Source organism: Pseudomonas sp. Pseusp15 (assembly GCF_059492165.1).
The window spans coordinates 2456611-2480129 of sequence record NZ_CP168523.1 but is presented as its reverse complement, the minus strand read 5'-3'; the positions used below and the strand labels follow the sequence as shown (position 1 = coordinate 2480129).

Below are 23519 nucleotides of genomic sequence, written 5' to 3'. Positions count from 1 at the left end.
AAAGGAGTCGTTGAGTGTCAGTTCTGTGAGGTGCCGGCCAGGTGCTCATGCCATTCCGGTGGTAAGCGTTGCTGCTGATTCAGGCCGGCCAGGCGCTGGTGTTGCGCCGGGCTGAGCAGGTCGAAGGCAATCACTCGGGGCAGCCCGGCGGACACCGTTCGTTCGGCGGCGAGCTGTTCGTCCAGCAGGTCGAGGGCCAGCTGGTTGAGGGTGACGCTGTGTCGTTGGGTCAGGCCGATCAGGCGTCGTATGTCGAGCCCCATGCCCAGTGCCTTCAGCACCAATTGATGGAAGGCCCGTTCGCTGTAATGGCGCGATGGGTAAAGGGTGTCGAGCGCGAGGGCGGCGAACACCTGGCTGTTACTGGTACGCCCGGCCTGCAGCGCCAGTTCCACGCAAAGCCCGCGACTGTCGAGCCAGTCGAGGGCCTTCAGGGTGGCGATTTTTTCTTGATCGTCACCCCACAGGAACAGTTGGCGCAGCAACGGCAGTTGCCCTGCGAGGGGCTGTTGCTCCAGGACCTGAGCCAGCAACAATGCCCGCGCCAGTTGGACACTGCTCCAGTCGGGACTGTGGGGCAGCGATTGCTCCTTGAGGTTGCGCTTGCACTGGCTGCTCAACAGCGCCGCGGTATTGCCGTCCGGGCGTTGGGCAAGCTGCTCCTGGGCCTGGCGCCACCACTGCAGCTCGGTGTCATCGAGCTGTTGGGTGAGGGCCTGGTGTTGTTCGGCGAGGCAGTCGTGGCGTATATCGAGAGCCGCCGATGGCGATGCAGTGACGTCCATGTTCATGTCGGTTTGATCCAGCGCTGGAAGTGTGGAAGCAGGAAAAACACCAGAACGCATAACAGGCTGCCCAGCGGCTGGTTGGCCACAGCCAGCACCAGGGCATCAAACAGTGGCAGAGCCGCCAGGCCAGCGCCGATAAAGGTACGGACTTGCCGTTGCTGCGGGTTGGCCAAGTGGTGCCAGTAATGCCAGCCCAGCCAGCCAAGCCAGAGCAGTAGCACCGGCCAGAACCAGACGTTGTCGGAATAGATCGCCAGCGCCAGCGGGCTCAACATCAGCAGTAGCGGCAGGCGGCTGAGCAACTGGTTGTTGTGTTCCTGACGAGCCAGGTAGGTCAGGCCGCTGATGTAGACGCCAAGCAACATGGCGCACAGCCAGATCGGCTCCGGCGGCACCGCCAGGCTGGCCGCCGCCGTCAGGTAGAGGGCCGAGCGGCAGGCGCCCATCAGCCAGACGCTGTGGGCGTATTTCTTGTGCAGCACGTTGTAGCCGAGGATGCAGCCCACCAGCAGGGTGGCGCTACCCAGCAACCAGTGCGGTTGATCGATCAACCGGCTCAGGCCCAGTACCGAGGCCGCAGCCAGTATCAGCAACAGCGCAGTAGCCAGCCCCACTTGCTGGCGGCTGACCAGGCCCAACGTGATCGGGCGCGGGTTGTGGTGCTGTTGGTCCCAGTCGGCGTCCAGCAGGTCGTTCAATAACATGCCGGCCAGATACAGCAACGACAGCGCGGCCAACAGCAGGATCCACACCAGCGACGACGGCGGCGCCAGGGCACCGGCGCTGCTGGCGAGCAGGGCGGCGGCCAAGGTGTTGGTCCACACGGTGGGCAGGTTGGATACCCGGCCGAGGGTCATCCAGGTTTTCAGGTTCAGCGGTGTCTGGCTCATTGCGCGCAGCCCTCGCTGAGGGTGAGCGCTGGATCGATGCGGGTCGACAGCCGTTGCAGCGCCTGTTCCATCCGCGCGGCATCGATCTCGTGCAGGTCCACCGACTCGCCGATCCGGCTGAGCATGGGGATGGAGAGTTGCCCGCCCAGGTGCTGGCGGAATTCCTCCAGACCGAGCAGAACCAGCGAGCGTCCCTGTGCATCTTTCAAGGTCAGTTCCGGCGGGCTCAGGCTGAAGCCGAGCTTGAGCAACAGGTTCAGCAGCCGTTCGGTGTCGGCATCGCTCAACAACCCCAGGGCATTGGCATAGAGCCCATCCAGGGCCATGCCCACCGCCACGGCTTCACCATGGCGCAGTCGGTGCTGGCTGAGGTTTTCCAGTTTGTGCGCGGCCCAATGCCCGTAATCCAGTGGCCGTCCGTTACCGCGCTCGAAGGGGTCGCCGGCACCGGTGATGTGTGCCAGGTGCAGTTCGGCGCAGCGGCGAATGGCATAGCGGCTGGCCGAGTGATCGAAGTGGGCGAGGGCGTCGGCCTGTTGTTCCATCCATTGGAAGAAGGCCTGGTCTTTGATCAGCGCCACTTTTACCGCCTCGGCCAGCCCGGCGATCTGGTCGCGGCGAGTCAGGCTGGTCAGCAGCTGGAAGTCGTTGATTACCGCGGTGGCGGGGTAGAAGGCGCCCAGCAGGTTCTTCTGGCCGAAGGCATTGATGCCGTTTTTCACCCCGATGCCGGCGTCGTTCTGCGCCAGCACGGTGCTCGGGATGCGGATCAGGCGAATGCCACGGTGGAAGGTGGCGCAGGCGTAGCCCACCGCATCCAGCACCGCACCGCCGCCCAGGGCCAGCACATAGCAATGCCGGTCCAGCCCATGCTGCAGCATATCGGTGTAAAGCTGCTGCAACACCTGTGAGTCCTTGCTCAGTTCGCCGGCCGGCACCGCAATCGGCGCGGCCTGCAAATGCAGGTCCGCCGCATGGGCGGCAAAGTAGGCGTCGATCTGTTCCAGCAGGTGCGGGGCGCTTTGCAGCAGTTGTTCATCGGCGAACACCAGCACCGTCACCGGGCCCCGGTGCTGTGGGGTGAGTCTTGCGGTGAGCTGGCGGTGCAGACACGGATTGGACGGCTCGAACAGGTGATCGGTGAACACCACCGGGTAGTCGTAACGGACCTCGAAACGCCCGTGCAGGGAATGCTCGGCGTTTTGCTTGCGCAAGGTTTTGAACAGGCTGTACCCGGCGATAAACAGCCCGGGCAACACCATGCTGGCGAGCAGGGCCACCAGCAGCGCGTTCTGCTCGACGAGGTAGATGCCGATGGCGCTGTAGGCCAGTGCCAGACCGGCATTGGCCAGGGTGGTCACTAACACGAACGCGGGCAGCGGATAACGTTGCATCCCGGCGGCCACCACCGAGGTTTCGGCCAATACCGGCACGCCGCGCAGGCAGATCAACGACAGCGTGCCCAGCTTGTATGCCAGTTGCCCCGGCTGGCGCTGATGCAGGCCCAGGCGGCCGGACAGCAGCCGAAAATAGCCCGCCCCCAGCGCATACCCCAGTCCGGCCCCCAGGCACAGCCCCACGAAAATCACCAGGTAGCCGCCAACAGCGCCGAGCATGGCCACGGCCAGCAGCGCGACCATGCTCGAAGGCACCGGCAGCACCACGTCCAGCGCGAGCAGGGCGATCAGCAGCAGGGCCAGGTTGAGTTTTTGGGTGGGAGTGGAAGGCTGGTACAGGTTGAGATGGGTCAGGAAGTCCTGGATCTGTTGTTCGAACAACAGAAAGCTGGCGATCACCAAGCCTGAGAAGCAAAGCAATGAAATCCAGAAATGACCGGCAGGCCCCCGTTGCGAGAACGCACGATACCCATGGCTGCGCTTCATCAAGCATCCCTCTTTATTTTTATGACTGATTCCGTGTCAGTAATTAAAAGCAGCGTCTGGTTGGTATTGGATCGATAGGTTCTCTCGCCTGAAGGGCTGGTTTATGTACGGTTTGGTTACGCCTGTAGAGATAGTTCTGAACTTAGACGGTCGTGGTGTTTTTGCAAGGCGGCCTGATGGCGATCTGACTTTTTTCACCTGCGTGAACGCGACCCGTAGCAGCTGCCGAGCCTGCGAGGCTGCGTTCGGCGGCGCAGCCGTCGTGAATCCGGCTGACGTGGTTTGCCTGATGCACCGCGAGTTCTGGTTTTACGACTGCTGCGCAGCCGAAGGCAGCCTCGCGAGCTCGACAGCTGCTACAAAAAAGCGCGTCGCGGCTATCGATGCATCTGAGTCGATGTTAAAAAATGTTATTTTAAAAAAATACTTCACATAATCTGTTCATTAATGGATTATCTGCTCAACCAGTGCCAAGCGATCGTAGCTGCCACTGTGTTGGGCGATCCGCTGGCCATGCCGCCGGTGCCCATCTCTACATCGCGGCCCGCCGCCTGCGCTTTACCGGCGTGGAACAGGCCGTTGCTTCCCTCAGGAGTACCCCATGAATAACAAGAATGTCGGTGTTGTCGGTCTGGGCGCGATGGGGTTGGGCATTGCCCGCTCACTGTTGCGCAGTGGTTTCAATGTGCATGCCTGTGATGTGCGTGCGCAGGTGACTGAACAGTTTGCCGGGGAGGGCGGCGTGGCGTGCTCTTCGCCCGCGCAGATGGCCGCGGCGTGCGACGTGATCATTACCGTGGTGGTGAACGCCGAGCAGACCGAAACCGTATTGTTTGGCGAGGGTGGCGCCGTCGCTGCGTTGCGCCCGGGCAGCCTGGTGATCGGTTGTGCCACCGTGGCCCCGACCTACGCTGTCGACCTGGGCCAGCGCCTGACCGCCCAGGGCTTGCTGTATCTGGATGCCCCGATCTCCGGTGGAGCAGCCAAGGCGGCTGCCGGTGAAATGACCATGATGACGTCCGGCCCGGCCGACGCTTACGCCAAGGCCGAAGCCGTCCTGGCAGGCATGGCTGGCAAGGTTTATCGCCTGGGCGACAGCCATGGCCTGGGTTCGAAGGTCAAGATCATCAACCAGTTGCTCGCCGGTGTGCACATCGCGGCCTCTGCCGAAGCCATGGCGCTGGGCCTGCGTGAAGGGGTCGATGCCGACGCGCTTTACGAAGTGATCACCCACAGCGCCGGTAATTCCTGGATGTTCGAAAACCGCGTGCCGCACATTCTCAAGGCTGATTACACGCCATTGTCCGCGGTGGATATTTTCGTCAAGGACCTGGGCCTGGTGCTGGATACCGCACGGGCCAGCAAATTCCCGCTGCCGCTGTCGGCCACCGCCCACCAGATGTTCATGCAGGCTTCCAGTGCCGGCTTCGGGCGTGAGGACGACTCGGCAGTAATCAAGATTTTCCCCGGCATCGAGTTGCCGACTGCCAAGACCGAGCCGGTTTGAGGAACACCCAATGAACACTACCCCTGCACGCCCATTGCTGGGCTGCATCGCCGACGATTTCACCGGTGCCACGGACCTGGCCAACATGCTGGTGCGCGGCGGTATGCGCACCGTGCAAAGCATTGGCATTCCGAGCAGCGAAGTGGCGGCCGGGCTCGATGCCGATGCGATCGTCATCGCCCTCAAGTCACGCACCATTCCAGTCGCCGAAGCGGTCGAGCAATCCCTTGCCGCGCTGGCCTGGTTGCGTGAGCAAGGCTGCGAGCAGATTTTCTTCAAGTACTGCTCGACGTTCGATTCCACCGCGGCCGGCAATATCGGCCAGGTCAGTGAAGCACTGCTGGCGGCGCTGGGCAGCGACTTCACCCTGGCGTGCCCGGCGTTCCCGGAGAATGGCCGGACGATCTTTCGCGGTCACTTGTTCGTCCAGGATCAACTGCTCAGCGAGTCGGGCATGCAGCATCACCCGCTGACGCCGATGACCGATGCCAACCTGGTGCGGGTGCTGCAGTCGCAGACCCGTCTGAACGTCGGCCTGTTGCGCTACGACACCATTGCCCAAGGCGCCGAAAAGGTTCGCGGGCGCATCGCCGAACTGCGGGCTCAAGGTATCGGTATGGCGATTGCCGATGCCTTGTCGGATCAGGATCTGTACACCCTTGGCACCGCCTGTGCCGACTTGCCGTTGTTGACTGGCGGCTCGGGGCTGGCCCTGGGCTTGCCAGAAAACTTCCGTCGTGCCGGTAAACTGCGCGACCTCGATGCCTCGAAACTCCCGGCGGTGGCCGGTGGTGAAGTGGTGTTGGCCGGTAGCGCTTCGATCGCCACCAATGGCCAAGTCGCAGCCTGGCTAGAAGCCGGTCGACCCGCGCTGCGGATCGATCCGTTGGCCCTGGCGGCTGGCGAACCCGTGGTGGCCCAGGCTCTGGCCTTCGCCAAGAACAATGAACAAACCGTATTGATCTACGCCACCAGCGCACCGGACGAGGTCAAGGCCGTGCAGCAGCAGCTCGGCGTCGAACAGGCCGGCAGTCTGGTGGAAAACGCCTTTGGCGAAATTGCCCAAGGCTTGCGTCAGAGCGGCGTGCGGCGCTTCGTGATCGCCGGCGGTGAAACTTCGGGCGCGGTGGTTCAGGCGCTGGGCGTACAACTGCTGCAAATTGGCGCGCAGATTGATCCGGGTGTGCCGGCAACCGTCAGCAGCACCGATGAGCCTCTGGCCCTGGCGCTCAAATCAGGCAACTTCGGTGGTCGGGATTTCTTCAGCAAAGCGCTGAAGCAACTGGCCCAGACCGGAGGTGCGCAATGAGTAATGAAAACGCCCTGCGCGAAGAAATCTGCGACGTTGGCCGCAGCCTGTATGAGCGCGGTTACACCGTCGGCAGCGCCGGCAATATCAGCGCACGGCTGGACGATGGCTGGCTGATCACGCCGACCGATGTCTGCCTCGGCCGCCTCGATCCGGCGACCATCGCCAAGGTCAATCTGGCTGGCGAATGGGTGTCTGGCGACAAGCCGTCGAAGACATTGGCGCTGCATCGCCAGGTCTACGACCGCAACCCGAGTGTCGGTGGTGTGGTGCATACCCATTCCACTCATCTGGTGGCGTTGACGTTGGCAGGTGTCTGGCAGCCGAACGACATCCTGCCGCCATTGACGCCCTATCAGGTGATGAAAGTCGGGCATATCCCGTTGATCAGCTACCAGCGTCCCGGCTCGCCAAAGGTGGCCGAACAGGTCGCACAACTGGCCAACAGTGTTCGCGGCGTGATGCTCGAACGGCTGGGGCCGGTGGTCTGGGAGAGTTCGGTGTCCAGAGCCAGCTACGCCCTGGAGGAGCTCGAAGAAACCGCGCGGTTGTGGCTGATGAGCAATCCCAAGCCCGAACCACTCGATCAGGCAGCACTGGACGAGCTGCGAGCGGCTTTCGGTGTGCACTGGTAGGGCGCTGAAGTTTTTTAACACGATAGACCGATAAAGCAGGCCTTGTTCGGGAGACGCGCAGCGACTCCCACGACCCCGGCTTGCCTGAAAAATACAATAACAAGAGGACATCCAGGCATGACTCACCTTCACTGCGGCATTTTCAGACCCGGTTGCAGCACCCTTGTGTTCGCCCGGCGCGGAGGGCTTGTGAAATGAGCCCGTTAATCCTGATGGTTACCGCGGGGCTAGGGATCGCTCTGTTGTTGTTTTTGGTGCTCAAGTACAAGTTCCAGCCGTTCGTGGCGTTGATGCTGGTGAGCATTCTGGTGGCGCTGGTGGCCGGGGTAAAACCGGCCGACCTGGTCGCCACCATCGAAGGCGGCATGGGCAAGACGTTGGGCCATATCGCGATCATCATTGCCCTGGGCGCGATGATCGGGCGGATCATCGAACTCTCCGGCGGCGCCGAGGCGCTGGCCAAGACGCTGATCAGCCGTTTCGGCAATCGACGCACGCCGCTGGCGCTGACGATTGCCGGGTTCATGGTCGGGGTGCCGGTGTTCTTCGAGGTCGGTGTGATCATCCTGATGCCGCTGGCCTATGGCGTTGCCCGCAGTGCACGCAAGCCACTGTTGGTGTTTGCGTTGCCGATGTGTGCTGCGTTGCTGACCGTACACGCCTTCCTGCCGCCACACCCCGGCGCGGTGGCCGCTGCCAGTCAGTTGGGTGCCGACCTCGGTCGCGTGCTGATGTTCGGTCTGCCGATCACCGCGTTCCTCTGCTATGTCGGTTACCGCGTGGCCGGGCGCATGACCCGTCGGGTGTACCCGATGACCGACGATATCCGCGCCGAAGTCTATGGCCCGCATGTCACCAACGAAGACCTGGTCGCCTGGGCCAATGGCAACGGCAAGAGCGCTGAACGAGCTGCCGTGGCCGCGTCGCACATGGGCCTGGAAGAGTCCACCAGCGCGATCGTTTCCAAGTTGCCGCCGGCACCCGCGCCGGGTTTTGGCATGATCGTCAGCCTGATCGCGCTACCGATCATTCTGATTCTGCTGGGAACACTGTCCAACTCGTTGCTGCCTGCCGACTCGGTCCTGCGCGGCATCATGACCGTGCTCGGTGCGCCATTGGTGGCGCTGCTGATCGACACCTTGCTGTGTGCCTGGTTGTTGGGGTCGCGTCGGGGCTGGAGTCGTACCCAGGTGTCTGACGTGATCGGTTCGGCCTTGCCAGGTGTGGCCATGGTGATTCTGATTGCCGGTGCCGGCGGTGTGTTCGGCAAGGTGCTGGTGGATACCGGCATCGGCGCGGTGGTCTCCGATTTGTTGCGCACCACCGGTCTGCCGGTGCTCGCGCTGGGCTTTCTGCTGACCATGCTGTTGCGTGCGGTCCAGGGCTCGACCACGGTGGCGCTGGTGACCACCGCCGGCATCATCAGCCCGCTGATCGCGACCCTCAACCTCACCGCGAATCACATGGCGCTGCTGTGCCTGGCCATGGGCGGTGGCGGGTTGGCCATGTCCCATATCAACGACGCCGGTTACTGGATCTTCACCAAGCTGTCCGGGTTGAACGTGGCCGACGGCCTGCGTACCTGGACCGTGCTGACCACCTTGCTCGGCACGCTGGGTTTCGGTATTACCTTGCTGATCTGGCCGTTTGTCTAACGAACTGTCGACTTGTAGGAGCCAGGCTTGCCGGCGAAGGCGTCTTTAAGAGCGCCTTCGCCGGCAAGCCTGGCTCCTACAAAAAACATACATAGGAGCTACCATGCCTCGTTTTGCTGCCAACCTCAGCATGCTCTACCCTGAACATGAGTTTCTGGATCGTTTCGCCGCCGCGGCCGCCGATGGTTTTGAAGCGGTGGAATACCTGTTCCCCTACGACTACAGCGCCCAGGAACTCAAACAGCGCTTGAGCGATAACGGCCTGGTGCAGGCGCTGTTCAACGCACCGCCCGGCGATTGGGCGGCAGGCGAGCGGGGCACGGTATCGTTGCCGGGCCGGGAGAGTGAATTTCGCAGCGGTTTCGATCGCGCACTGGAATACGCCGCCGTCCTGGGCAACTCACGCATCCATGTGATGGCCGGGTTGTTGCCGTCGGAAAGTGATCGACCACGGCATCACGGCGTGTACCTGGAGAACCTGGCCTATGCCACCGCGCAGGCCGCCAAGGTCGGTGTCACCGTGCTGCTGGAACCGATCAACACGCGCGACATGCCGGGCTTTTTCCTCAACCGCCAGGATCAGGCCCAGGCCATCTGCAAGGAAGTGGGCGCCGGTAACCTGAAGGTTCAGTTCGATTGCTACCACTGCCAGATCGTCGAAGGTGACCTGGCCACTAAACTGCGTCGGGATTTCGCCGGCATCGGTCATATCCAGATCGCCGGTGTACCGGATCGACACGAGCCAGACCTGGGTGAAGTCAACTATCCCTATCTGTTCGAGTTGATCGACCAGTTGGGTTATGACGGCTGGGTAGGGTGCGAATACCGGCCCCGTGGCAACACGTCGGCCGGCTTGCAGTGGCTGCGGGACTGGAAGGCGCGCTAACGCCTTACAGGTTGTTATCGGAAGGCAACAGCAGTTCGACACCCTGCTTGCGGATGCTATCGGCCGCGGCAGGGGTCAGTGCGTCGTCGCTGAGGATGATGTCGAACTGCTCGAGCCCGGCGATCCGGTACATGCTGAACGTGCCGTACTTCGAACTGCTGGCCACCAGCACCACTTGCGAGGCCGATTGCATCGCGACTTGCTTGACCTCCACCTTCAGCGCCGACGGCGTGGTGAGGCCGCGACGCAAATCCCAGGAGCTGGTGGAAATGAAAGCGATATCGGTGACGATCTGACGCAAGGTGGCCACCGCCAGCCCACCCACGCACGATTGATTCGAATGATCCAGTTGCCCGCCGGTGTGAATCACCGTGACATGGGGCGCATCGATCAGCGCTTGGACAATCCCGAAGTCGTTGGTCACCACGGTCATTCCCGACAGCGCCTTGATGTACGGGACGATTTCCAGCGTGCTCGTGCCCGCATCCAGATAAACCGTCATATCGGCATGCAGTAGCCGCGCGGCCAGCTTGGCCATCGCCTGCTTCTGCGGCAACTCGACCACCGCCTTGAACTGATGACTGGGCTCGCTGTGGAGCTGGCTGGCAATTCGCACGCCGCCAGTGACCGAGTAAGCACGGCCTTCCTGTTCAAGCAGCGCGATATCGCGGCGGATGGTCATGTGCGAGCAGTCGAACATTTCCATCAACTGATGAACGCTCAGCACCTGATGCTTGCGCAATTGGCGCAGCATCAATTCACGGCGCTGTTCAGGAATCATCGGTGCGCCGCTTTCGGCGGCGATGTCCTTTTGACTAGGCATTCGGGCTCCAGAGTGAAGAAATCCGCCGACAAGGAAAGCGGTGCAAACATAGTAGCGAATCTACGGTAAAGGAACGAGCTGTTGCGGATCTCTGTTCTGGTGACGGCAGCCTCAATCCAGATCCCGGCGGATAGCGTCCAGGCGTTCGTCGAGCAATGGGGTGAGGAGGGCGTAGCACTGCGCCGGGGTGATGGACACGGTGGTTGTCCCGATCAGGCAGCGTTGCAGTTGTTCGAGCGCAGTGTGCAGCGAATGGGGAGCGTGCTTGAGCAAGCGTTCGTGCAGGTACTGCAATTGAATCAGCATTTCCAATGGGCAACTTCGATGGGCGGCGGCGCGTACCGACAGCCCGCGCAGTCGTCCCAGCTCTTCAAGTTCCCAGCAGCGCGCGGCGATGCTCGGGCGCGCCAGGCTGAGCGCACAGCGTTGCAGCTCGAGGTGCTGGATGGCGCCGAGCAGGTCCTGCAGCAATCGGCAATGGCCATCGAAATCCGCCGGGTCGCGGCGTAACGCGCCCCAGGCCTGGCACTGTGCGGAATACGGCCACTCCCTCCAGCGTTGGTCGAGCGCATGCCCCAATGCCTGGCAACGTTGTTGCGCATCGCGGGTGACTTGTCCGCCGAGACCGCGATGCTGCTGTAGTCCTTGCAGCAGGTCGAGACCGAGCAACAGCGCCTGCCTTAGTCCGGTGTCACCCTGCGGCAGACGGACTTGGCGGGATGGCCCATCGTCGAATGCTGTGGCGAGTGCTGGATTCATGGGCGGCTTCCGACGGTGAGCTGGTTGAGATAACGGGTCAGGTCGTGCAGCGCATTGGTTTGCGTGCTCTGTTCCTGTACCGCGCCATTGACCTGTTGCAACTGTTCGCTGAGGGCATGATTGGCTAGCTGATGCTCGCTGAGCGCCTGTTGCATGGCGCCGAGGTGTTGCAGATTGCTCTGGCTATGTTGCGCCAGGTCGTCGAGGTTGGCGGCGAGCTGCTCGCTCTGTTCACTCCCGGCGGCCAGCAGATCGCGGTGTTCCTTGACCTCGCCATCCACCTGGCGCACGGCCATGGCGATCGCTGTCGCGGCGGTAGTGATTTCATGGGTCGCCCGGTCGGTGGCCTGGGCCAGGCTGCGGACCTCATCGGCGACCACGGCGAAACCGCGCCCGTGCTCGCCGGCACGGGCCGCCTCGATGGAGGCATTGAGCGCCAGCAACTGGGTCTGTTTGGCCAATGCCTGAATGCTGTTGACCGTGCTTTCCACGGCGGTCGTGCGCTGCAGCAACGCTTCCACGGCGTGTGCGGTATTGCCCAGGCGGTGCTGAATGACGCGCATGCTGTCACCCACTGAGCGCGCCTCCAGGCAACCGGTTTCGCTCTGGGTGTGAGCGTTGGCGAAGGCTGCCAGCGCGCCCTTGGCCAAGGCATCGATGCTGTGCAGGGTCTGATCGATCTGTTCGCTGGCGGCGGCGATCATGGCAATGCGTTGGCTCTGTTCCGCTCCTTGGTCGCGGGCCTGTTGGGCCATCTGCTCCAGGGCACGGCTGGCGAACTGTACTTCGCTGCGCAAGCGTTCGTTGTTGCGCAGTTGCAGGCTGGCGGCCACCAGCAGTGTCGCAGGGTCGGTATCCCGGGAGCTGCGCAGCAGTTGTGCCAGTTCCGTATCCCAGAATGTCTGCAGCTGGCGTTGATGACGCTCGCGAAGCTGCCAGGCGCATCCCAGGTACAGCACGCCAGGTATCAGGGCCAATGCGCTTGCGGGCTGTTCGGCCAGTGCGAGACCACAGGCGCCGAGGGCTATTCCGAGCGGTAGCCAGAAGCCGATCCTGCTGCGTTCGAGCAGGGCTCTGCCAGGTTCGAACAAGGCTTTGGCGAATGATGTGCCGGCCGGGTGCGATGTGCCGCCATCGCTGCGCAGATGAACGATGGCGTGACCCGGTGGGTGCATTCCTTGAGCGGACATGAGGATTTCCTTCTGATGCCGGGATGAAAGCAAAAACGGCGCACGCTCTCCTGCCGCAATGTGCAGGGAAGCGGACGCCGTTGTCCGAGATGTTTGCCAAACCATCGGTGTTGATGGCTCAAGCTTGAACAGAGCCCAAGCAAGTTGTTTGCCAGCCTTTGTGCTCGACAACAGATCAGCCTGTCACCCCGCGGTGGAAGGAGAATTGCACCTGATGGCTACAGGGTTGCGAAGGGCAGCACAGACGAGCAACGCACCAGTCGCGGGAATGGCTGCGTCGCTGTGCTCTGTTCTGGTTCGTGCCCATCCGCACCGGGCGCACACTTGGTAGCAGCTGCCGAGCCTGCGAGGCTGCGTTCGGCTGCGAAGCAGTCGTAAAACCAGAGCTCGCGATGTGTCAGGCAGACCACATCAGCCGGACTCACGACTGCTTCGCAGCCGAACGCAGCCTCGCAAGCTCGACAGCTGCTACAGCGAGCGCAGGCTCGACAGCTGCTACGGATCGCATTGCGGCTTACACAACGCGAGAAAATCCGGCATCGTTAGTTCATGAATTTCTGAACTAACTATTTGCTGCAGCCTATTCAATCGCTTGTCGCCCTAGCCTTAGGATTCGTCACACGGGACCGCAGCCATCAGAGCCGCGGCCCGCAGCAACTTCTTTCGACTGCCCAGTAACGCCAGCCCAATAGCGGGTGGCCTGACGCAGCCGAGAGGAATGCATGAAGCTAGAAATTTTCCGCACGTTATGGGGCTATACCGCCAGCAAGGCACAGGCCCTGGATGAACTGCTCGCCGCTGGCTTCGATGGCCTCGAAGCGCGCCTGCCACTGCAGGCCGATGAGCGTGGCGAGTTCGGCGCTTTCCTGCGCAGTAATCAAGTTCCCTACATCTGCACACTGTTCAGTGCCTACGATGTATTGCCCGACCAGAACGCCACGCCCACCCAACACTTGGCCGACATTGATCGCAAACTGGGCTGGGCCTCGGAGCTGACCCCACGTTTCGTCAATCTGCTGGCAGGCAACGACCGCTGGCCGCAGGCATTGCAGGTCGAATTTTTCGGCCAGGCCATGGAACTGGCCGCCAGGCATGGCGTGTTCTGCAGTTTCGAGACGCATCGCGCCCGTTCCCTTTACAGCCCTTGGGTGACTCTGGAGCTGATCCGCCAACTGCCGGGTCTGCGTTTCACCAGTGACATCAGCCATTGGGTGGTGTGCTGTGAGCGACTGCTGGACGATCCGGCCGACGATCTTTCGGCTTTCGTCGAACGCGTGCATCACATCCAGGCGCGGGTCGGCTACGACCAAGGCCCGCAAGTCCCCCATCCCGCCGCACCGGAATATGCCCGTGAACTGGCGTTCCATCAGCGCCACTGGGAGGCCGTCTGGACCGCTCAGCGCGAACGTGGCTACCCGGTCAGCACCTTGACCCCAGAGTTCGGTGCCGACGGTTATCTGCACCACTTGCCCTTCACCAACATGCCGGTGGCCGACCTCTGGACCTTGAACCAGTGGATGGCTAGGACCGAGCGCGAACACTTCGACCGTTTCACCCGTGAAGGAGCCCGCCATGCGTAACACCTCGCCAACCCAAGCCAACTTCAACAGCATTCCGGTGGTGAACATCGCCGGGCTCTTCAGTATCGAACTGGAGCACCGCCTGGCCGTGGCCGAGCAACTGGGCCGCGCCGCCAGCGATGTGGGCTTTCTGTACATCACCGGGCACGGCATCGATCCGGCGCTGATCGAGGGCCTGCGCCAGGCGGCCAGGGATTATTTTGCGCAACCGCTGGACGCCAAGATGCGCCACTACATCGGCGCCTCGGAAAGCCACAAGGGCTTCGTGCCCGAAGGCGAGGAGGTGTATTCCAAGGGCAAGCCGGATCACAAAGAAGCGTTCGATATCGGCTTCGAAGTGCCAGCGGATGACCCGCTGTTCCTCAACCGTACACCGCTGCTGGGGCCGAACCACTGGCCCGACGTGCCGGGTTTCCAGAGCGCGGTACAGAACTACTATCAGGCGGTGTTCGCGCTAGGCCGCCGACTGTTCGATGGCTTCGCCCTGGCCCTGGGGCTGGAGGAGGGCTACTTCGACGCGCTGGTGACTCGCCCGCCCTCCAAATTGCGGCTGATCCATTATCCCTTCGATGCCGATGTCGTCGACGCTCCGGGCATCGGCGCGCATACCGACTACGAGTGCTTCACCATCCTGCACGCCGATCAACCGGGGCTGGAGGTGCTCAATGATCAGGGGCAGTGGATCGACGCGCCGCCACTACCCGACGCGTTCGTGGTGAACATCGGCGACATGCTGGAAGTCATGACCGCGGGTGCCTTTGTGGCCACTGCCCACCGGGTGCGCAAGGTCGCGCAGGAGCGCTACAGCTTCCCGCTGTTCTACGCCTGCGACTATCACACGCTGATCAAGCCGCTGCCGGCATTCGCCAGGGATGACCGGGAGTACGAGGCGCTGGCGATTGGCGAACACATGTGGAGCCAGGCCTTACAGACCTACCAGTACCTGCGCAAACGCGTGGAGAACGGCGAGCTTGAGTTGCCGTCCCGGGCCCGAAAGCCATCGAGTTTCGGCCATCTGAAGAACACCACCTCTCATTCCTAAAAAAACAACCCACGGAGCTTCCCACCATGAAAAGCCACAACGCCCTGACCAAACTGAGCCTGCTCGCCGCCGGCCTGTTCTGCGCCCATGCTGCCTTCGCCAACACCGCGACCCCCGGTGTGTTGAAAGTCGGTATGGAAATCACTTACCCGCCATTCGAGTCCTACGACGCTGACAAGAATGTGGTCGGTTCCGATCCTGAGTTGGCCCACTCCCTGGCCAAGGCGATGAGCGTCAAGGCCAATTTCGTCGACACCAAGTTCCCCAATCTGATCAACGGCCTCAACGCCGGGCATTACGACGCGATCATTTCCGGCATGTACATCACCCCCGAGCGCCAGCTCCAGGCCCGCACTATCGCCTACGCCAATACCGGCGCGGCGATCATGGTGCCCAAGGGCAGTGAGTTGAGCCCGCAGGTTCCCGAGGACTTGTGCGGCCTGAAGATCGGCCTGGAGCAGGGCACCACCTGGGTCGCCAAGTTCAACCAGTTGTCCAGCGACTACTGCGTTCCGAACAACAAAGGCGCGATCACCGTCAACGAATACCCCTCGGCTCCCGAAGTGACGCAGGCGCTGCTGTCGAAGAACATCCAGGCCCAGGTGGAAATCGCCGGTGCCGCGCACATGATCGCCCAGCGCACCAACGGGCGGGTCGTGGTCAGCTCGCAGAAACTGGTTTACCCGCAGACCTTGGGCATCTACGTGAAGAAAGACGCCGAGGCAACCTATCAGGCGCTGGTCAAGGCCCTGGCTGACAGCAAAGCCAACGGCGAGTACGCCGCCATTCTCAAAAAATACGATCTGGAACCGGTCTCCGAGTAATGGCTGAAGCCGCGCCCTCGGTCGAGGGCGCGGCGTGCACGAGGTGTCTATGCAATTCGACTGGTCTTACTTTATTTCGCTGTTCTCCAAGACTGACTTCTGGGCGGCGAGTCTGACCGTCATCGAACTGAGCGCCCTGGCCTGGTTCCTGGGGATGTTGCTGGGCTTCATCCTGGCGTCAGCCAAGTTGTCCGGCTCGCCCTGGCTGCGCCTGCCGGCGTCACTCTACATCTGGTTCTTTCGCAGCATTCCGCTGCTGGTGCTGGTGGTCTTCATCTACAACCTGCCGCAGTTGCTGCCCGGTGCCGGGCCGGTGCTGTCGGTACCGTTCTATTCCGGTCTGTTGGCGCTGGTGGTCACTGAGGCCGCCTACATGGCCGAAATTCATCGTGGCGGACTGATCTCGGTCGCCAAGGGCCAGAAGGAAGCCGGCCGCGCCCTGGGAATCGGCCTGTTCGGTCTGCAACGGCTGATTGTGATTCCCCAGGCCTTTCGTATCTCACTGCCGACCTTGATCAACGAATACATCACGGTGGTCAAACTGACGTCGTTGATCTCGGTGATTTCATTGACCGAACTGTTGACCGTCGGCCAGCGCCTGTATGCGCAGAACTTCCTGGTAATGGAAACCCTGGCGGCGGTGGGTGTGTACTACGTGCTGATCGTCACGTTGTTCGGCTTTGCCCTGCAGCGTCTGGAACGCTACCTGGACCTCAACCTGCGGACACCGCAAACCCTCGACAGCGCCTCGACACAAGCGCTGCGTGACAGTCTGGCGCCTGTTCTATCGAGCAAGCTCAAGCCGCCATCCAAAGGCGCCGCCCCGGCCCTGCAACTGCAGGGCGTGCACAAACGCTACGGCGATCATCATGTGCTCAAGGGCATCGACCTGAAGGTACAAAGTGGCCAGGTGATTTCGATCATCGGCCCGTCCGGCTCCGGCAAGACATCGCTGATTCGTACGGTCAATGGCCTGGAGCGCATCGATCAGGGCGAAATCCTGTTGTTCGGCGAGGGCTTCATCAATGCCTGGGACAAACCGGATAGCCGTCGGATTCGTCAGGGCGTACGGCGCATCGGCATGGTGTTCCAGAGCTTCAACCTGTTCCCGCACCGCACACTGCTGGACAACATCAGCCTCGCTCCCCGTTATCACGGTGTCGGTCGTGTGTTGAGCGAGCAACGCGCCTGCCAGTTACTCGACAAGGTCGGCCTGTTGGCACACGTCCACAAATATCCGCATCAACTGTCCGGCGGCCAGCAACAACGCGTGGCGATTGCCCGGGCCATGGCCATGGACCCGGATATCCTGCTGTTCGACGAACCGACCTCGGCGCTGGATCCGGAGCTGGTCGGCGAAGTACTCACGGTCATCAGCCACCTGGCCCGCGAAGGCATGACCCTGCTGATTGTCACCCACGAGATGGATTTTGCCCTGTCGATTTCCGACCGGGTGATCTTCATGGAAAACGGCCACATTCAGCTGGATGCCTCGCCACAGGCGATCCGCGAGCAGCCCGAGGCTCATAGAGTGCGGCGGTTCATGGGATTGCAGGTGCCAGAGGAGGAGGGATGCCTGCCTTGAATGGGTTTAGCCGTGTGCCCTCAGAATTCCTATGGCGACAAATAGCGCTTTTGTATGCGCGCCAGGGTGCCGTCATCGCGAAGCGTTTCAACCGCCGCGCGCAAGTCTTGCACCAGTTGGGCGGAGCACTGCTTCGAGCAAGCCAGGTAGAGGTCCACACTGCTCATGACGGGGCTCATGTGCAGTGTATGTTCAGACACTTTCGGCCAGATGTATCGACTCTCCGGGACACCGTTGAACCAGGCATCGATGCGACCTTTCAAGAGCATCTGCGCGGGGTTGTCGCCAATGGTCAGGGGGTGGATCTGCTCGTCGCTGAAGCCTTGTTCACGGAGGATTTCCTCCTGCGCACTGCCCAGGCCGACGCCGATCCCCCGGTAGGTTTGTTTCGCTTGCTCGAAGCTGCTCACCGGCCGGTCAAGGCTGAAAAAAGCACGCTCCATGGGCATGATCGGCGCGATCCAGGTGAAGCGATCTTCACGTTCCTGCGTGCGTGACAAAGGGGCGATCAGGATGTCCTGAGTCTCGCTGACATGTTTCTGCGATCTGGCCCAGGGAAGCACATGGACATGCGCGATATAGCCGGCGTTGGCAATGGCGGTCATTACGGCCTCGCCGACCATGCCGTGGCCTTTGGAGCCATCGACGAACGTCAGGGGGGGAGCGTCCGGGATATACAGTTCGAGCGGCAAGGGCGCGCCACTCGCGTGACAGGCAATCAGCAGCGAGATCGACAGGCACAATCTGCAAAGCGTCTTTGTACGGGCAGTTGAGATCCGTGAACTCCCGCTCATGGTTGATCATTCAGGCATTGAAAGTAGGGGGGAGCCACAATTCACCGGTGGTATTGATCACAGGGATGATGAGTCTGTTTTTGTATTGGATTCGGCATCGACGCCGTATTTTACGCAGACTTTGTGGCGGGACACATCTACCTCCCAAGTGAATGTGTTTTGCGGGGCCAGTACCTGTTGTGCACCCGCATCACAATGGGCGAGCAGCAGGTGGCGTCAGGATCGGGCCTGGGTATCGCGGAACAGCTTGGGCGATATGCCGAATGCCGATTTGAACTGTCTGCTGAAATGAGCACTGCTGCCATAGCCCCAGGCAAAGGCGATGTCGGTGAGTGAGCGATGGGCATGTTCCCGGCTGCGCAGATCTTCGGCGCAGCGCGACAGGCGCCGTTGCCAGATGTATTCGCTGATACTGCAGCCGAGCTCTTCCTGAAATGCGCGGTGCAAACTGCGCACAGAGCATTGCTCGACGCTGGCGATGCGCTCGATGGTCAGGTCGCGGTCGGCCAGGTGGCGCTCGATATACGCCTTGAGGCGGTTTTGCTTGAAGAAGCGGAAATCGTGTTCGAGTTGTTTTTCTTCCTGTTTGTTCTTCAGGGCGTTATCCAGAAGCCCCACGATGCTGTTGCCGATCAGTTCGGCCGAATGATTGTTGAGCAGTGGGTACTGGCTGTACGCATCACTGATCAGATGCATCAACATGCGGCCCAATCCATTGCGCCCGTTCAGGTGAACATCGCCCGCTTGCGGTGGCTGTCGGGCCGGCCCCTTGAAGAGCAGGATAAAATGTTCGCAACCTTGAGTGCTGGTGACGCTGAAGGGCTGGCCGCTGTCGACCAACAGCATCTCGTCAGGCGCTAATGCGCTGCAGTGCCGACCTTGTTCGAAATGACTGACGCCGGCGATCTGCAGAATCAGCATGCGCGGCGTATCGGGTGAGTCGACCGCTTTGCTCAGATGGCGTGAGTAGCGATGGGCACTGGCGGTCATGCGGCAGAAGCCGAGCTGACCCAGATCACCATATTCCAGCCGACCTTGAAAGTTGCTGTTATGCAACGGGTCGATGAATGTCGACTCCAGACGCTTGATGTAGTCCGGCGTGCGACCCAAGTGATCGCTCATGAACTCTTTCCACTTCATCAGCCGGTCGGATCGAACAACCTGATCGGTGGACACACAGGCTAAATGACTCATTTTTTCGCCTCTTTTCTTATTGTTTTTGTAGATTGGGCAAATGGGTCAACACTTGCCCAATTTTAGTCCGGTCAGTACCGATCAAGAATCAGAAAGGGTAGTGGTGGCTCCCCGGTTGCCAGGTGACCCAATGGGCGCGGGTGAATTCATCCAGGGCGTAGTGACCATTGAAACGCCCGAGGCCGGAGTTCTTTTCGCCGCCGAAGGGCGCATTGGGCTGGTCGTCGACGGTGATGTCGTTGATATGGGTCATCCCGGCCACGATGCCACGGGCGAAGTTCAAGCCTCGGGCCATGTCCCGGGTGAATACCGCGCTGGACAGGCCATATTCGCTGGCGTTGGCCAACTCCAACGCATGCGCTTCGTTTTCTGCGATCAGCAGCGGCAGCAACGGCCCGAAGGTTTCATCACGTGCCAGTTCCTGATCGACCCCGACTTCACCGAAGACATGCGCAGGCAACACCAACCCGGACGCTGGGCCGCCACACAACCGCTTGAGGCCCGCGTTCTCGGCGGCATCGATTTTACGCAACAGGCCATCGAGCTGGTTCTGATTGACCACCGGCCCGATCACGGTGTCTGCGTGGGCCGGGTCGCCGGTCTTGAGCTTGCGCACTCGCTCCACCACCAGCGCGGTGAAGTCCGCATACAGCGAGCGGTCGACGATCACCCGGTTGACGCTCATGCAGATCTGGCCCTGATGCAGGAAACGCCCGACCACTGCTGCGTGCGCGGCTATATCAATATCCGCGTCATCCAGGACCACCAGTGGAGCATTGCCGCCCAACTCCAGCGCAACGCGCTTGATGTGTTTGCCGCCAGTCGCAATCCGGCCGACATTGCGACCGACATCGGTTGAGCCGGTGAAGGAAATCAGGCTTGGCACCGGGTGTTCGACGAAGGCATCGCCAATCTCCGAACCTGCACCGACCACGACATTGAGCAAACCCTCCGGGAAGCCTGCGTCTTCGAACAAATGAGCAATCAGCAGGCCGCCTGTTACTGCCGTGTCGCTGGCGGGTTTAAGCACCACTGTGTTGCCAAGCGCGAGTGCCGGGACCACCGAACGCATGCTCAGGTACAACGGAAAATTCCATGGGCTGATCACCCCGACAACACCCAGCGGTTCACGGAAGACAAAGCTCTGTTCACCGGGCTTGTAGCTCGTCAGGATCCGTCCTTCAACCTGCATCGGCAACGTTGCGCACTCACGCACCAGGTTCAGGGTGAACTGCCATTCCATGCTCGCCTTGATGCGCGTGCTGCCGGACTCACGAATCAGCCAGTCGATGATTTCATCGCGGCGGTTCAGGATGACGTGAGCGAGTTTCTCCAGTTGCGCGCTGCGCTGCGTCGGATGCAGCTTTGCCCACGCTGTTTGCGCACGATGTGCAGCCTGATAGGCATCGTCGAGATCGGCAATCGAGGCCAGTGGCATTTCCAGCAGTTGCTCGCCATTGAAGGGGTTACGGTCATCCAGGCGCCGCGAGGAACGACCTGTACGCCAGGTGCCATTGATGTATTGGTCGCCGTTGATGGCGTAGAGGGGCAAATGTTGAGTCGTCATAGTCTTACCTTTGGAGGCAGGTGGCCGCGTCGATTAAGGACATGGATGATGCAAAAACTTGTCTGAAGAAATGTGCTCAGCTTCTGATCCAGGCGCGCCCCCAGGAATTGAGTGTGTACTCCTCCTGCGGCCAGACACCGGGTTGGCGGGCGGCATCGGTCATTTCGAGTTCGGCGGAAAACTCCAGGCGGTTGCGATCGGCATCGACGACCATAAAGAACAGATTGTTGCCCGGCCCATGCCGGCCGGGGCCGAAAAAGAGGGTTATACGTTCCTTGGCGAAGCGATCACCCCAGTCACGGATGTCGTTCCATTCATTGGTTTCGTAACAGTGGTGATCCCATTCGTTTTTCGAACCGCGGAAAAATGCCAGCGAATGATGTTCATCGTCCGAGCGCAGGAAACACACCATGAGCTGGCCGGTCTGCTCGTCGACGACATTGTCCGATACCGTAAACCCGATCTTATTGACGTAGAAATCGATCATGGCTTCCAGTTCAGTGGTCTGGAATACCACGTGCTGCAAGCGGCCCGGCATGCCTTGACGGTCGACACCGGGATCAATGCGGGACACGCCAAATATCGTTTGTCGGCCTTGAGGGTCACGAAGCACAAAGGCATCCGGTTCGAGCAACGGCGAGTCGATGTCTTCGACAGCACAGCCGTTCTCGTTCAGGCGGGCGCGCAGTTCTCCCAGCCGAGCCTGATCGCCCAGGTCATAGGCCGCCGCAAGCAGGCCGCTGTGATCGGCGGGCGACACGAGCATGGCGCGTTGCGGGCCACTGAGTATCCAGCTGCCATCGGGCTGTGCCAGGCCTTCCATGTCCAGCATGCGCCGGTAGAAATCGATTTGTCGTTGCGGCTCTTTGCTCGCCAGATGCAGGTAGCACAGGCGTGCAGGGGTGCAGGTCTGTAGGGTTTGCATAAACACCTCCGTGGCTTTAAGAATTCAGGGAAAGACTGGCGCGATGCTTGATTCGGCTTTTTGGTTTCGCGCCTGTGCGATGCCGAACAGCAACTGCAAAGATTCGGCAGCCTTTGTTTCGCCGGCCTTATCGAAAATGGCGGCGATATAGCGATCCGGGCGCAGCAGCAAGAACGTGTTTGAATCGCCCAGTATTTCTTTGAGCAAACCCTGGCGGTCATGAAGCACCATGCAGCCAGGCATCGAAGGCATGTTTTTGACAGGCTCGGGAAGGATCAGAATGCGCTTGGCTTCGAGGTGGAACCACAAGCCATGCTGGAGTTCGTCGATGCGTTGGCGGCTGTAATCGCCGTACTGAATCAAGGCGAAGCCGGCACCGATCGAGTCATCGAGCAGAATTTCCTGGCCTTGAGCATCGGTGAGCATCGGTTGAGGGAACATGTGTCCGCAGGACAGTTTCCCGGCTTTACCTTCGGTCAGCACCAGCCCTTTGGTGAATCGGGGTTTAGGCTTGAAGCGCATTTGCAGGAAATAGTCCCGCAACGGCGGCAGCAGGCCGATCAAAGCAAATGCACCGCTGATCAAATGAGCGCGCAAGACAGTTGCCGGCGCCATGACCACGCCGAGGTTCAAGGCCAGTCTGATCAATGCCCAGGCGTGATCGCGACGCTCGCTTTCGTAAGACAGTAGAGCCGTTTCAGCCATTTTGCCCTTCAGCACGCCGATCAGTTTCCAGGCCAGGTTATGGGCATCGCGAACACCGCTGTTCATGCCCTGTCCGGCATAAGGCGGAGTCAGATGCGCGGCATCGCCGGCGAGAAACACGCGGTTCACTTGCCACCGTTCGGCAACCCGGGCGTGGAAGGTATAAACGGTCTTGCGCACGATGGACGCCGGGGTGTTGCCCTTGAAGGGATAAAGTAACGCTTGCAGGCGAGCATCGCCGAGTACCTGCTCATCGGTTTCGTCCGGCTTGAGCAGAAACTCGAAGCGGCGTGTGCGGTGGGGGCCGGGTACTTCAACGACGGGACGGCGTGCATCGCAGTACACACGTGTTTGCCAGAACGGATCGTCATCCTGATCAGTGTCGACCACCAGCCAGCGCGAGGAGAAGCTCGAGCCAACCATCTCGATTCCGAGTTGCTTGCGCACCGGGCTACGACCACCGTCGCAGGCGACCAGATAGGCCGCATGGACTTCGACAGTTTCGCCGTCTGCGTCACGGATCAGTGCGCGCACGCCATGCTTATCCTGACTGAATTCCAGCAGCTCATGGCTGAACCGTGCCTTCAGGTTGGCAAAGCGCTCGAGGCCCATTTTCAGGGTGTGTTCAAACAGTGGCTGGCGAAATGCATTGCGCTTGGGGAACCCATACAACTTGCCGGTGGGCTCGACTTTGCCGAAGCAGCGGCCACCGGGCCGAGTGAAGTAGTGCACGCCATAGCCCGGCACTACATCTCGCAACACGGCTTCATCCAGTCCGACGGCCTGCATGGTGCGCAAGGATTCGTCATCGATCGAAACGGCCCGCGGCTCGGTCACGGTGTCCGGCTTGCGATCAATGATCAAGGTGTCCACATCGGCTTGGCCAAGCAAGTTGGCCAGGGTCAGCCCGGTGGGCCCGGCGCCGATGATCAAGACGTGTGTACTGATTTTTTTGAGGGGTGTCATTGTTGTTGTTCC

21 protein-coding genes are annotated in these 23519 nt (G+C 61.0%); 10 read left to right on the top strand and 11 right to left on the bottom strand.

Features of this window, described 5'->3' with window-relative positions; all coding sequences use genetic code 11:
- Positions 1-17 precede the first annotated feature (17 nt).
- From ACEN8R_RS11150 to ACEN8R_RS11140, 3 genes are read right to left on the bottom strand one after another with little or no spacing between them, the layout of a single operon-like run.
- Complete coding sequence (locus ACEN8R_RS11150) at positions 18-791, bottom strand: EboA domain-containing protein (RefSeq protein ID WP_018928928.1); 774 nt, start codon at positions 789-791, stop codon at positions 18-20.
- Positions 788-1678: a UbiA family prenyltransferase gene (locus ACEN8R_RS11145; RefSeq protein ID WP_018928929.1), complete on the bottom strand. Its 891-nt coding sequence runs from the start codon at positions 1676-1678 to the stop codon at positions 788-790. The genes ACEN8R_RS11150 and ACEN8R_RS11145 overlap by 4 nt, the downstream gene beginning before the upstream one ends.
- Positions 1675-3561 (bottom strand): 3-dehydroquinate synthase, encoded by a 1887-nt coding sequence (locus tag ACEN8R_RS11140; RefSeq protein WP_018928930.1) that lies wholly within the window; start codon positions 3559-3561, stop codon positions 1675-1677. Before ACEN8R_RS11140 ends, ACEN8R_RS11145 begins: the two co-directional genes overlap by 4 nt.
- Positions 3562-3664: 103 nt before the next feature.
- On the opposite strand from ACEN8R_RS11140, the gene ACEN8R_RS11135 reads away from it, so the two are divergent.
- The 6 genes from ACEN8R_RS11135 (at position 3665) to otnI (ending at position 9553) form a co-directional block, all read left to right on the top strand.
- Positions 3665-3997, top strand: a complete 333-nt coding sequence (locus tag ACEN8R_RS11135) for a hypothetical protein (RefSeq protein WP_495624869.1) — start codon at positions 3665-3667, stop codon at positions 3995-3997.
- Positions 3998-4162: 165 nt separating this feature from the next.
- Positions 4163-5068, top strand: a complete 906-nt coding sequence (ltnD, locus tag ACEN8R_RS11130) for an L-threonate dehydrogenase (protein WP_018928932.1) — start codon at positions 4163-4165, stop codon at positions 5066-5068.
- Between the two features lie 10 nt (positions 5069-5078).
- On the top strand, positions 5079-6377 hold the full coding sequence (gene otnK, locus ACEN8R_RS11125; protein ID WP_018928933.1) for a 3-oxo-tetronate kinase: 1299 nt from the start codon (positions 5079-5081) through the stop codon (positions 6375-6377).
- Entirely contained in the window at positions 6374-7012 is a 639-nt protein-coding gene (otnC, locus tag ACEN8R_RS11120) for a 3-oxo-tetronate 4-phosphate decarboxylase (protein ID WP_007941469.1), read from the top strand. Before otnK ends, otnC begins: the two co-directional genes overlap by 4 nt.
- A 194-nt stretch (positions 7013-7206) precedes the next feature.
- Positions 7207-8667: a GntP family transporter gene (locus ACEN8R_RS11115; protein WP_018928934.1), complete on the top strand. Its 1461-nt coding sequence runs from the start codon at positions 7207-7209 to the stop codon at positions 8665-8667.
- Between the two features lie 103 nt (positions 8668-8770).
- Positions 8771-9553, top strand: a complete 783-nt coding sequence (gene otnI / locus ACEN8R_RS11110) for a 2-oxo-tetronate isomerase (protein WP_018928935.1) — start codon at positions 8771-8773, stop codon at positions 9551-9553.
- 4 nt (positions 9554-9557) lie between these two features.
- On the opposite strand, the gene ACEN8R_RS11105 is transcribed toward otnI, so the two are convergent.
- The 3 genes from ACEN8R_RS11105 to ACEN8R_RS11095 all read right to left on the bottom strand — a co-directional run bounded on the left by ACEN8R_RS11105 (position 9558) and on the right by ACEN8R_RS11095 (position 11698).
- Entirely contained in the window at positions 9558-10376 is an 819-nt protein-coding gene (locus ACEN8R_RS11105) for a DeoR/GlpR family DNA-binding transcription regulator (protein WP_018928936.1), read from the bottom strand.
- 111 nt (positions 10377-10487) lie between these two features.
- Positions 10488-11045: a hypothetical protein gene (locus ACEN8R_RS11100; RefSeq protein WP_495625010.1), complete on the bottom strand. Its 558-nt coding sequence runs from the start codon at positions 11043-11045 to the stop codon at positions 10488-10490.
- Between the two features lie 86 nt (positions 11046-11131).
- On the bottom strand, positions 11132-11698 hold the full coding sequence (locus tag ACEN8R_RS11095) for a methyl-accepting chemotaxis protein (protein WP_495625009.1): 567 nt from the start codon (positions 11696-11698) through the stop codon (positions 11132-11134).
- A gap of 1349 nt (positions 11699-13047) precedes the next feature.
- On the opposite strand from ACEN8R_RS11095, the gene ACEN8R_RS11090 reads away from it, so the two are divergent.
- Genes ACEN8R_RS11090 through ACEN8R_RS11075 form a run of 4 tightly spaced genes read left to right on the top strand, consistent with a single transcriptional unit; the run spans position 13048 to position 17356 of the window.
- The gene (locus ACEN8R_RS11090) at positions 13048-13905 is read left to right on the top strand and encodes a sugar phosphate isomerase/epimerase family protein (protein ID WP_495624868.1); all 858 of its coding nucleotides are present in this window, start codon (positions 13048-13050) and stop codon (positions 13903-13905) included.
- Positions 13898-14947 carry an isopenicillin N synthase family dioxygenase gene (locus ACEN8R_RS11085; protein ID WP_192350314.1) on the top strand — a complete coding sequence of 350 codons (1050 nt, stop codon included), beginning with the start codon at positions 13898-13900 and terminating at the stop codon, positions 14945-14947. Before ACEN8R_RS11090 ends, ACEN8R_RS11085 begins: the two co-directional genes overlap by 8 nt.
- A 26-nt stretch (positions 14948-14973) precedes the next feature.
- On the top strand, positions 14974-15771 hold the full coding sequence (locus ACEN8R_RS11080; RefSeq protein WP_018928941.1) for a transporter substrate-binding domain-containing protein: 798 nt from the start codon (positions 14974-14976) through the stop codon (positions 15769-15771).
- A 49-nt stretch (positions 15772-15820) separates the two neighbouring features.
- Positions 15821-17356 carry an amino acid ABC transporter permease/ATP-binding protein gene (locus ACEN8R_RS11075; protein ID WP_495624867.1) on the top strand — a complete coding sequence of 512 codons (1536 nt, stop codon included), beginning with the start codon at positions 15821-15823 and terminating at the stop codon, positions 17354-17356.
- 29 nt (positions 17357-17385) lie between these two features.
- Here the strand turns inward: ACEN8R_RS11075 and ACEN8R_RS11070 are convergent, their stop codons facing one another.
- The 5 genes from ACEN8R_RS11070 to ACEN8R_RS11050 form a co-directional block, all read right to left on the bottom strand.
- Positions 17386-18150 (bottom strand): substrate-binding periplasmic protein, encoded by a 765-nt coding sequence (locus ACEN8R_RS11070; protein ID WP_026286630.1) that lies wholly within the window; start codon positions 18148-18150, stop codon positions 17386-17388.
- A 216-nt stretch (positions 18151-18366) separates the two neighbouring features.
- Entirely contained in the window at positions 18367-19344 is a 978-nt protein-coding gene (locus ACEN8R_RS11065; protein WP_018928944.1) for a helix-turn-helix domain-containing protein, read from the bottom strand.
- A gap of 88 nt (positions 19345-19432) precedes the next feature.
- Positions 19433-20911, bottom strand: coding sequence for an aldehyde dehydrogenase family protein (locus ACEN8R_RS11060; RefSeq protein ID WP_018928945.1), 1479 nt, complete (start codon positions 20909-20911; stop codon positions 19433-19435).
- A gap of 76 nt (positions 20912-20987) precedes the next feature.
- On the bottom strand, positions 20988-21836 hold the full coding sequence (locus tag ACEN8R_RS11055; RefSeq protein ID WP_018928946.1) for a VOC family protein: 849 nt from the start codon (positions 21834-21836) through the stop codon (positions 20988-20990).
- 24 nt (positions 21837-21860) lie between these two features.
- Positions 21861-23507 (bottom strand): bifunctional 3-(3-hydroxy-phenyl)propionate/3-hydroxycinnamic acid hydroxylase, encoded by a 1647-nt coding sequence (locus tag ACEN8R_RS11050; RefSeq protein WP_018928947.1) that lies wholly within the window; start codon positions 23505-23507, stop codon positions 21861-21863.
- Between the last annotated feature and the right edge of the window lie 12 nt (positions 23508-23519).

Excerpts from the sequence above, each read along its gene's own strand:
- ACEN8R_RS11150 (WP_018928928.1), bottom strand. The coding sequence starts at position 791 with ATGAACATGGACGTCACTGCATCGCCATCGGCGGCTCTCGATATACGC.
- ACEN8R_RS11145 (WP_018928929.1), bottom strand. The coding sequence starts at position 1,678 with ATGAGCCAGACACCGCTGAACCTGAAAACCTGGATGACCCTCGGCCGG.
- ACEN8R_RS11140 (WP_018928930.1), bottom strand. The coding sequence starts at position 3,561 with ATGAAGCGCAGCCATGGGTATCGTGCGTTCTCGCAACGGGGGCCTGCC.
- ACEN8R_RS11135 (WP_495624869.1), top strand. The coding sequence starts at position 3,665 with ATGTACGGTTTGGTTACGCCTGTAGAGATAGTTCTGAACTTAGACGGT.
- ltnD (WP_018928932.1), top strand. The coding sequence starts at position 4,163 with ATGAATAACAAGAATGTCGGTGTTGTCGGTCTGGGCGCGATGGGGTTG.
- otnK (WP_018928933.1), top strand. The coding sequence starts at position 5,079 with ATGAACACTACCCCTGCACGCCCATTGCTGGGCTGCATCGCCGACGAT.
- otnC (WP_007941469.1), top strand. The coding sequence starts at position 6,374 with ATGAGTAATGAAAACGCCCTGCGCGAAGAAATCTGCGACGTTGGCCGC.
- ACEN8R_RS11115 (WP_018928934.1), top strand. The coding sequence starts at position 7,207 with ATGAGCCCGTTAATCCTGATGGTTACCGCGGGGCTAGGGATCGCTCTG.
- otnI (WP_018928935.1), top strand. The coding sequence starts at position 8,771 with ATGCCTCGTTTTGCTGCCAACCTCAGCATGCTCTACCCTGAACATGAG.
- ACEN8R_RS11105 (WP_018928936.1), bottom strand. The coding sequence starts at position 10,376 with ATGCCTAGTCAAAAGGACATCGCCGCCGAAAGCGGCGCACCGATGATT.
- ACEN8R_RS11095 (WP_495625009.1), bottom strand. The coding sequence starts at position 11,698 with ATGCGCGTCATTCAGCACCGCCTGGGCAATACCGCACACGCCGTGGAA.
- ACEN8R_RS11090 (WP_495624868.1), top strand. The coding sequence starts at position 13,048 with ATGAAGCTAGAAATTTTCCGCACGTTATGGGGCTATACCGCCAGCAAG.
- ACEN8R_RS11085 (WP_192350314.1), top strand. The coding sequence starts at position 13,898 with ATGCGTAACACCTCGCCAACCCAAGCCAACTTCAACAGCATTCCGGTG.
- ACEN8R_RS11080 (WP_018928941.1), top strand. The coding sequence starts at position 14,974 with ATGAAAAGCCACAACGCCCTGACCAAACTGAGCCTGCTCGCCGCCGGC.
- ACEN8R_RS11075 (WP_495624867.1), top strand. The coding sequence starts at position 15,821 with ATGCAATTCGACTGGTCTTACTTTATTTCGCTGTTCTCCAAGACTGAC.
- ACEN8R_RS11070 (WP_026286630.1), bottom strand. The coding sequence starts at position 18,150 with ATGAGCGGGAGTTCACGGATCTCAACTGCCCGTACAAAGACGCTTTGC.
- ACEN8R_RS11065 (WP_018928944.1), bottom strand. The coding sequence starts at position 19,344 with ATGAGTCATTTAGCCTGTGTGTCCACCGATCAGGTTGTTCGATCCGAC.
- ACEN8R_RS11060 (WP_018928945.1), bottom strand. The coding sequence starts at position 20,911 with ATGACGACTCAACATTTGCCCCTCTACGCCATCAACGGCGACCAATAC.
- ACEN8R_RS11055 (WP_018928946.1), bottom strand. The coding sequence starts at position 21,836 with ATGCAAACCCTACAGACCTGCACCCCTGCACGCCTGTGCTACCTGCAT.
- ACEN8R_RS11050 (WP_018928947.1), bottom strand. The coding sequence starts at position 23,507 with ATGACACCCCTCAAAAAAATCAGTACACACGTCTTGATCATCGGCGCC.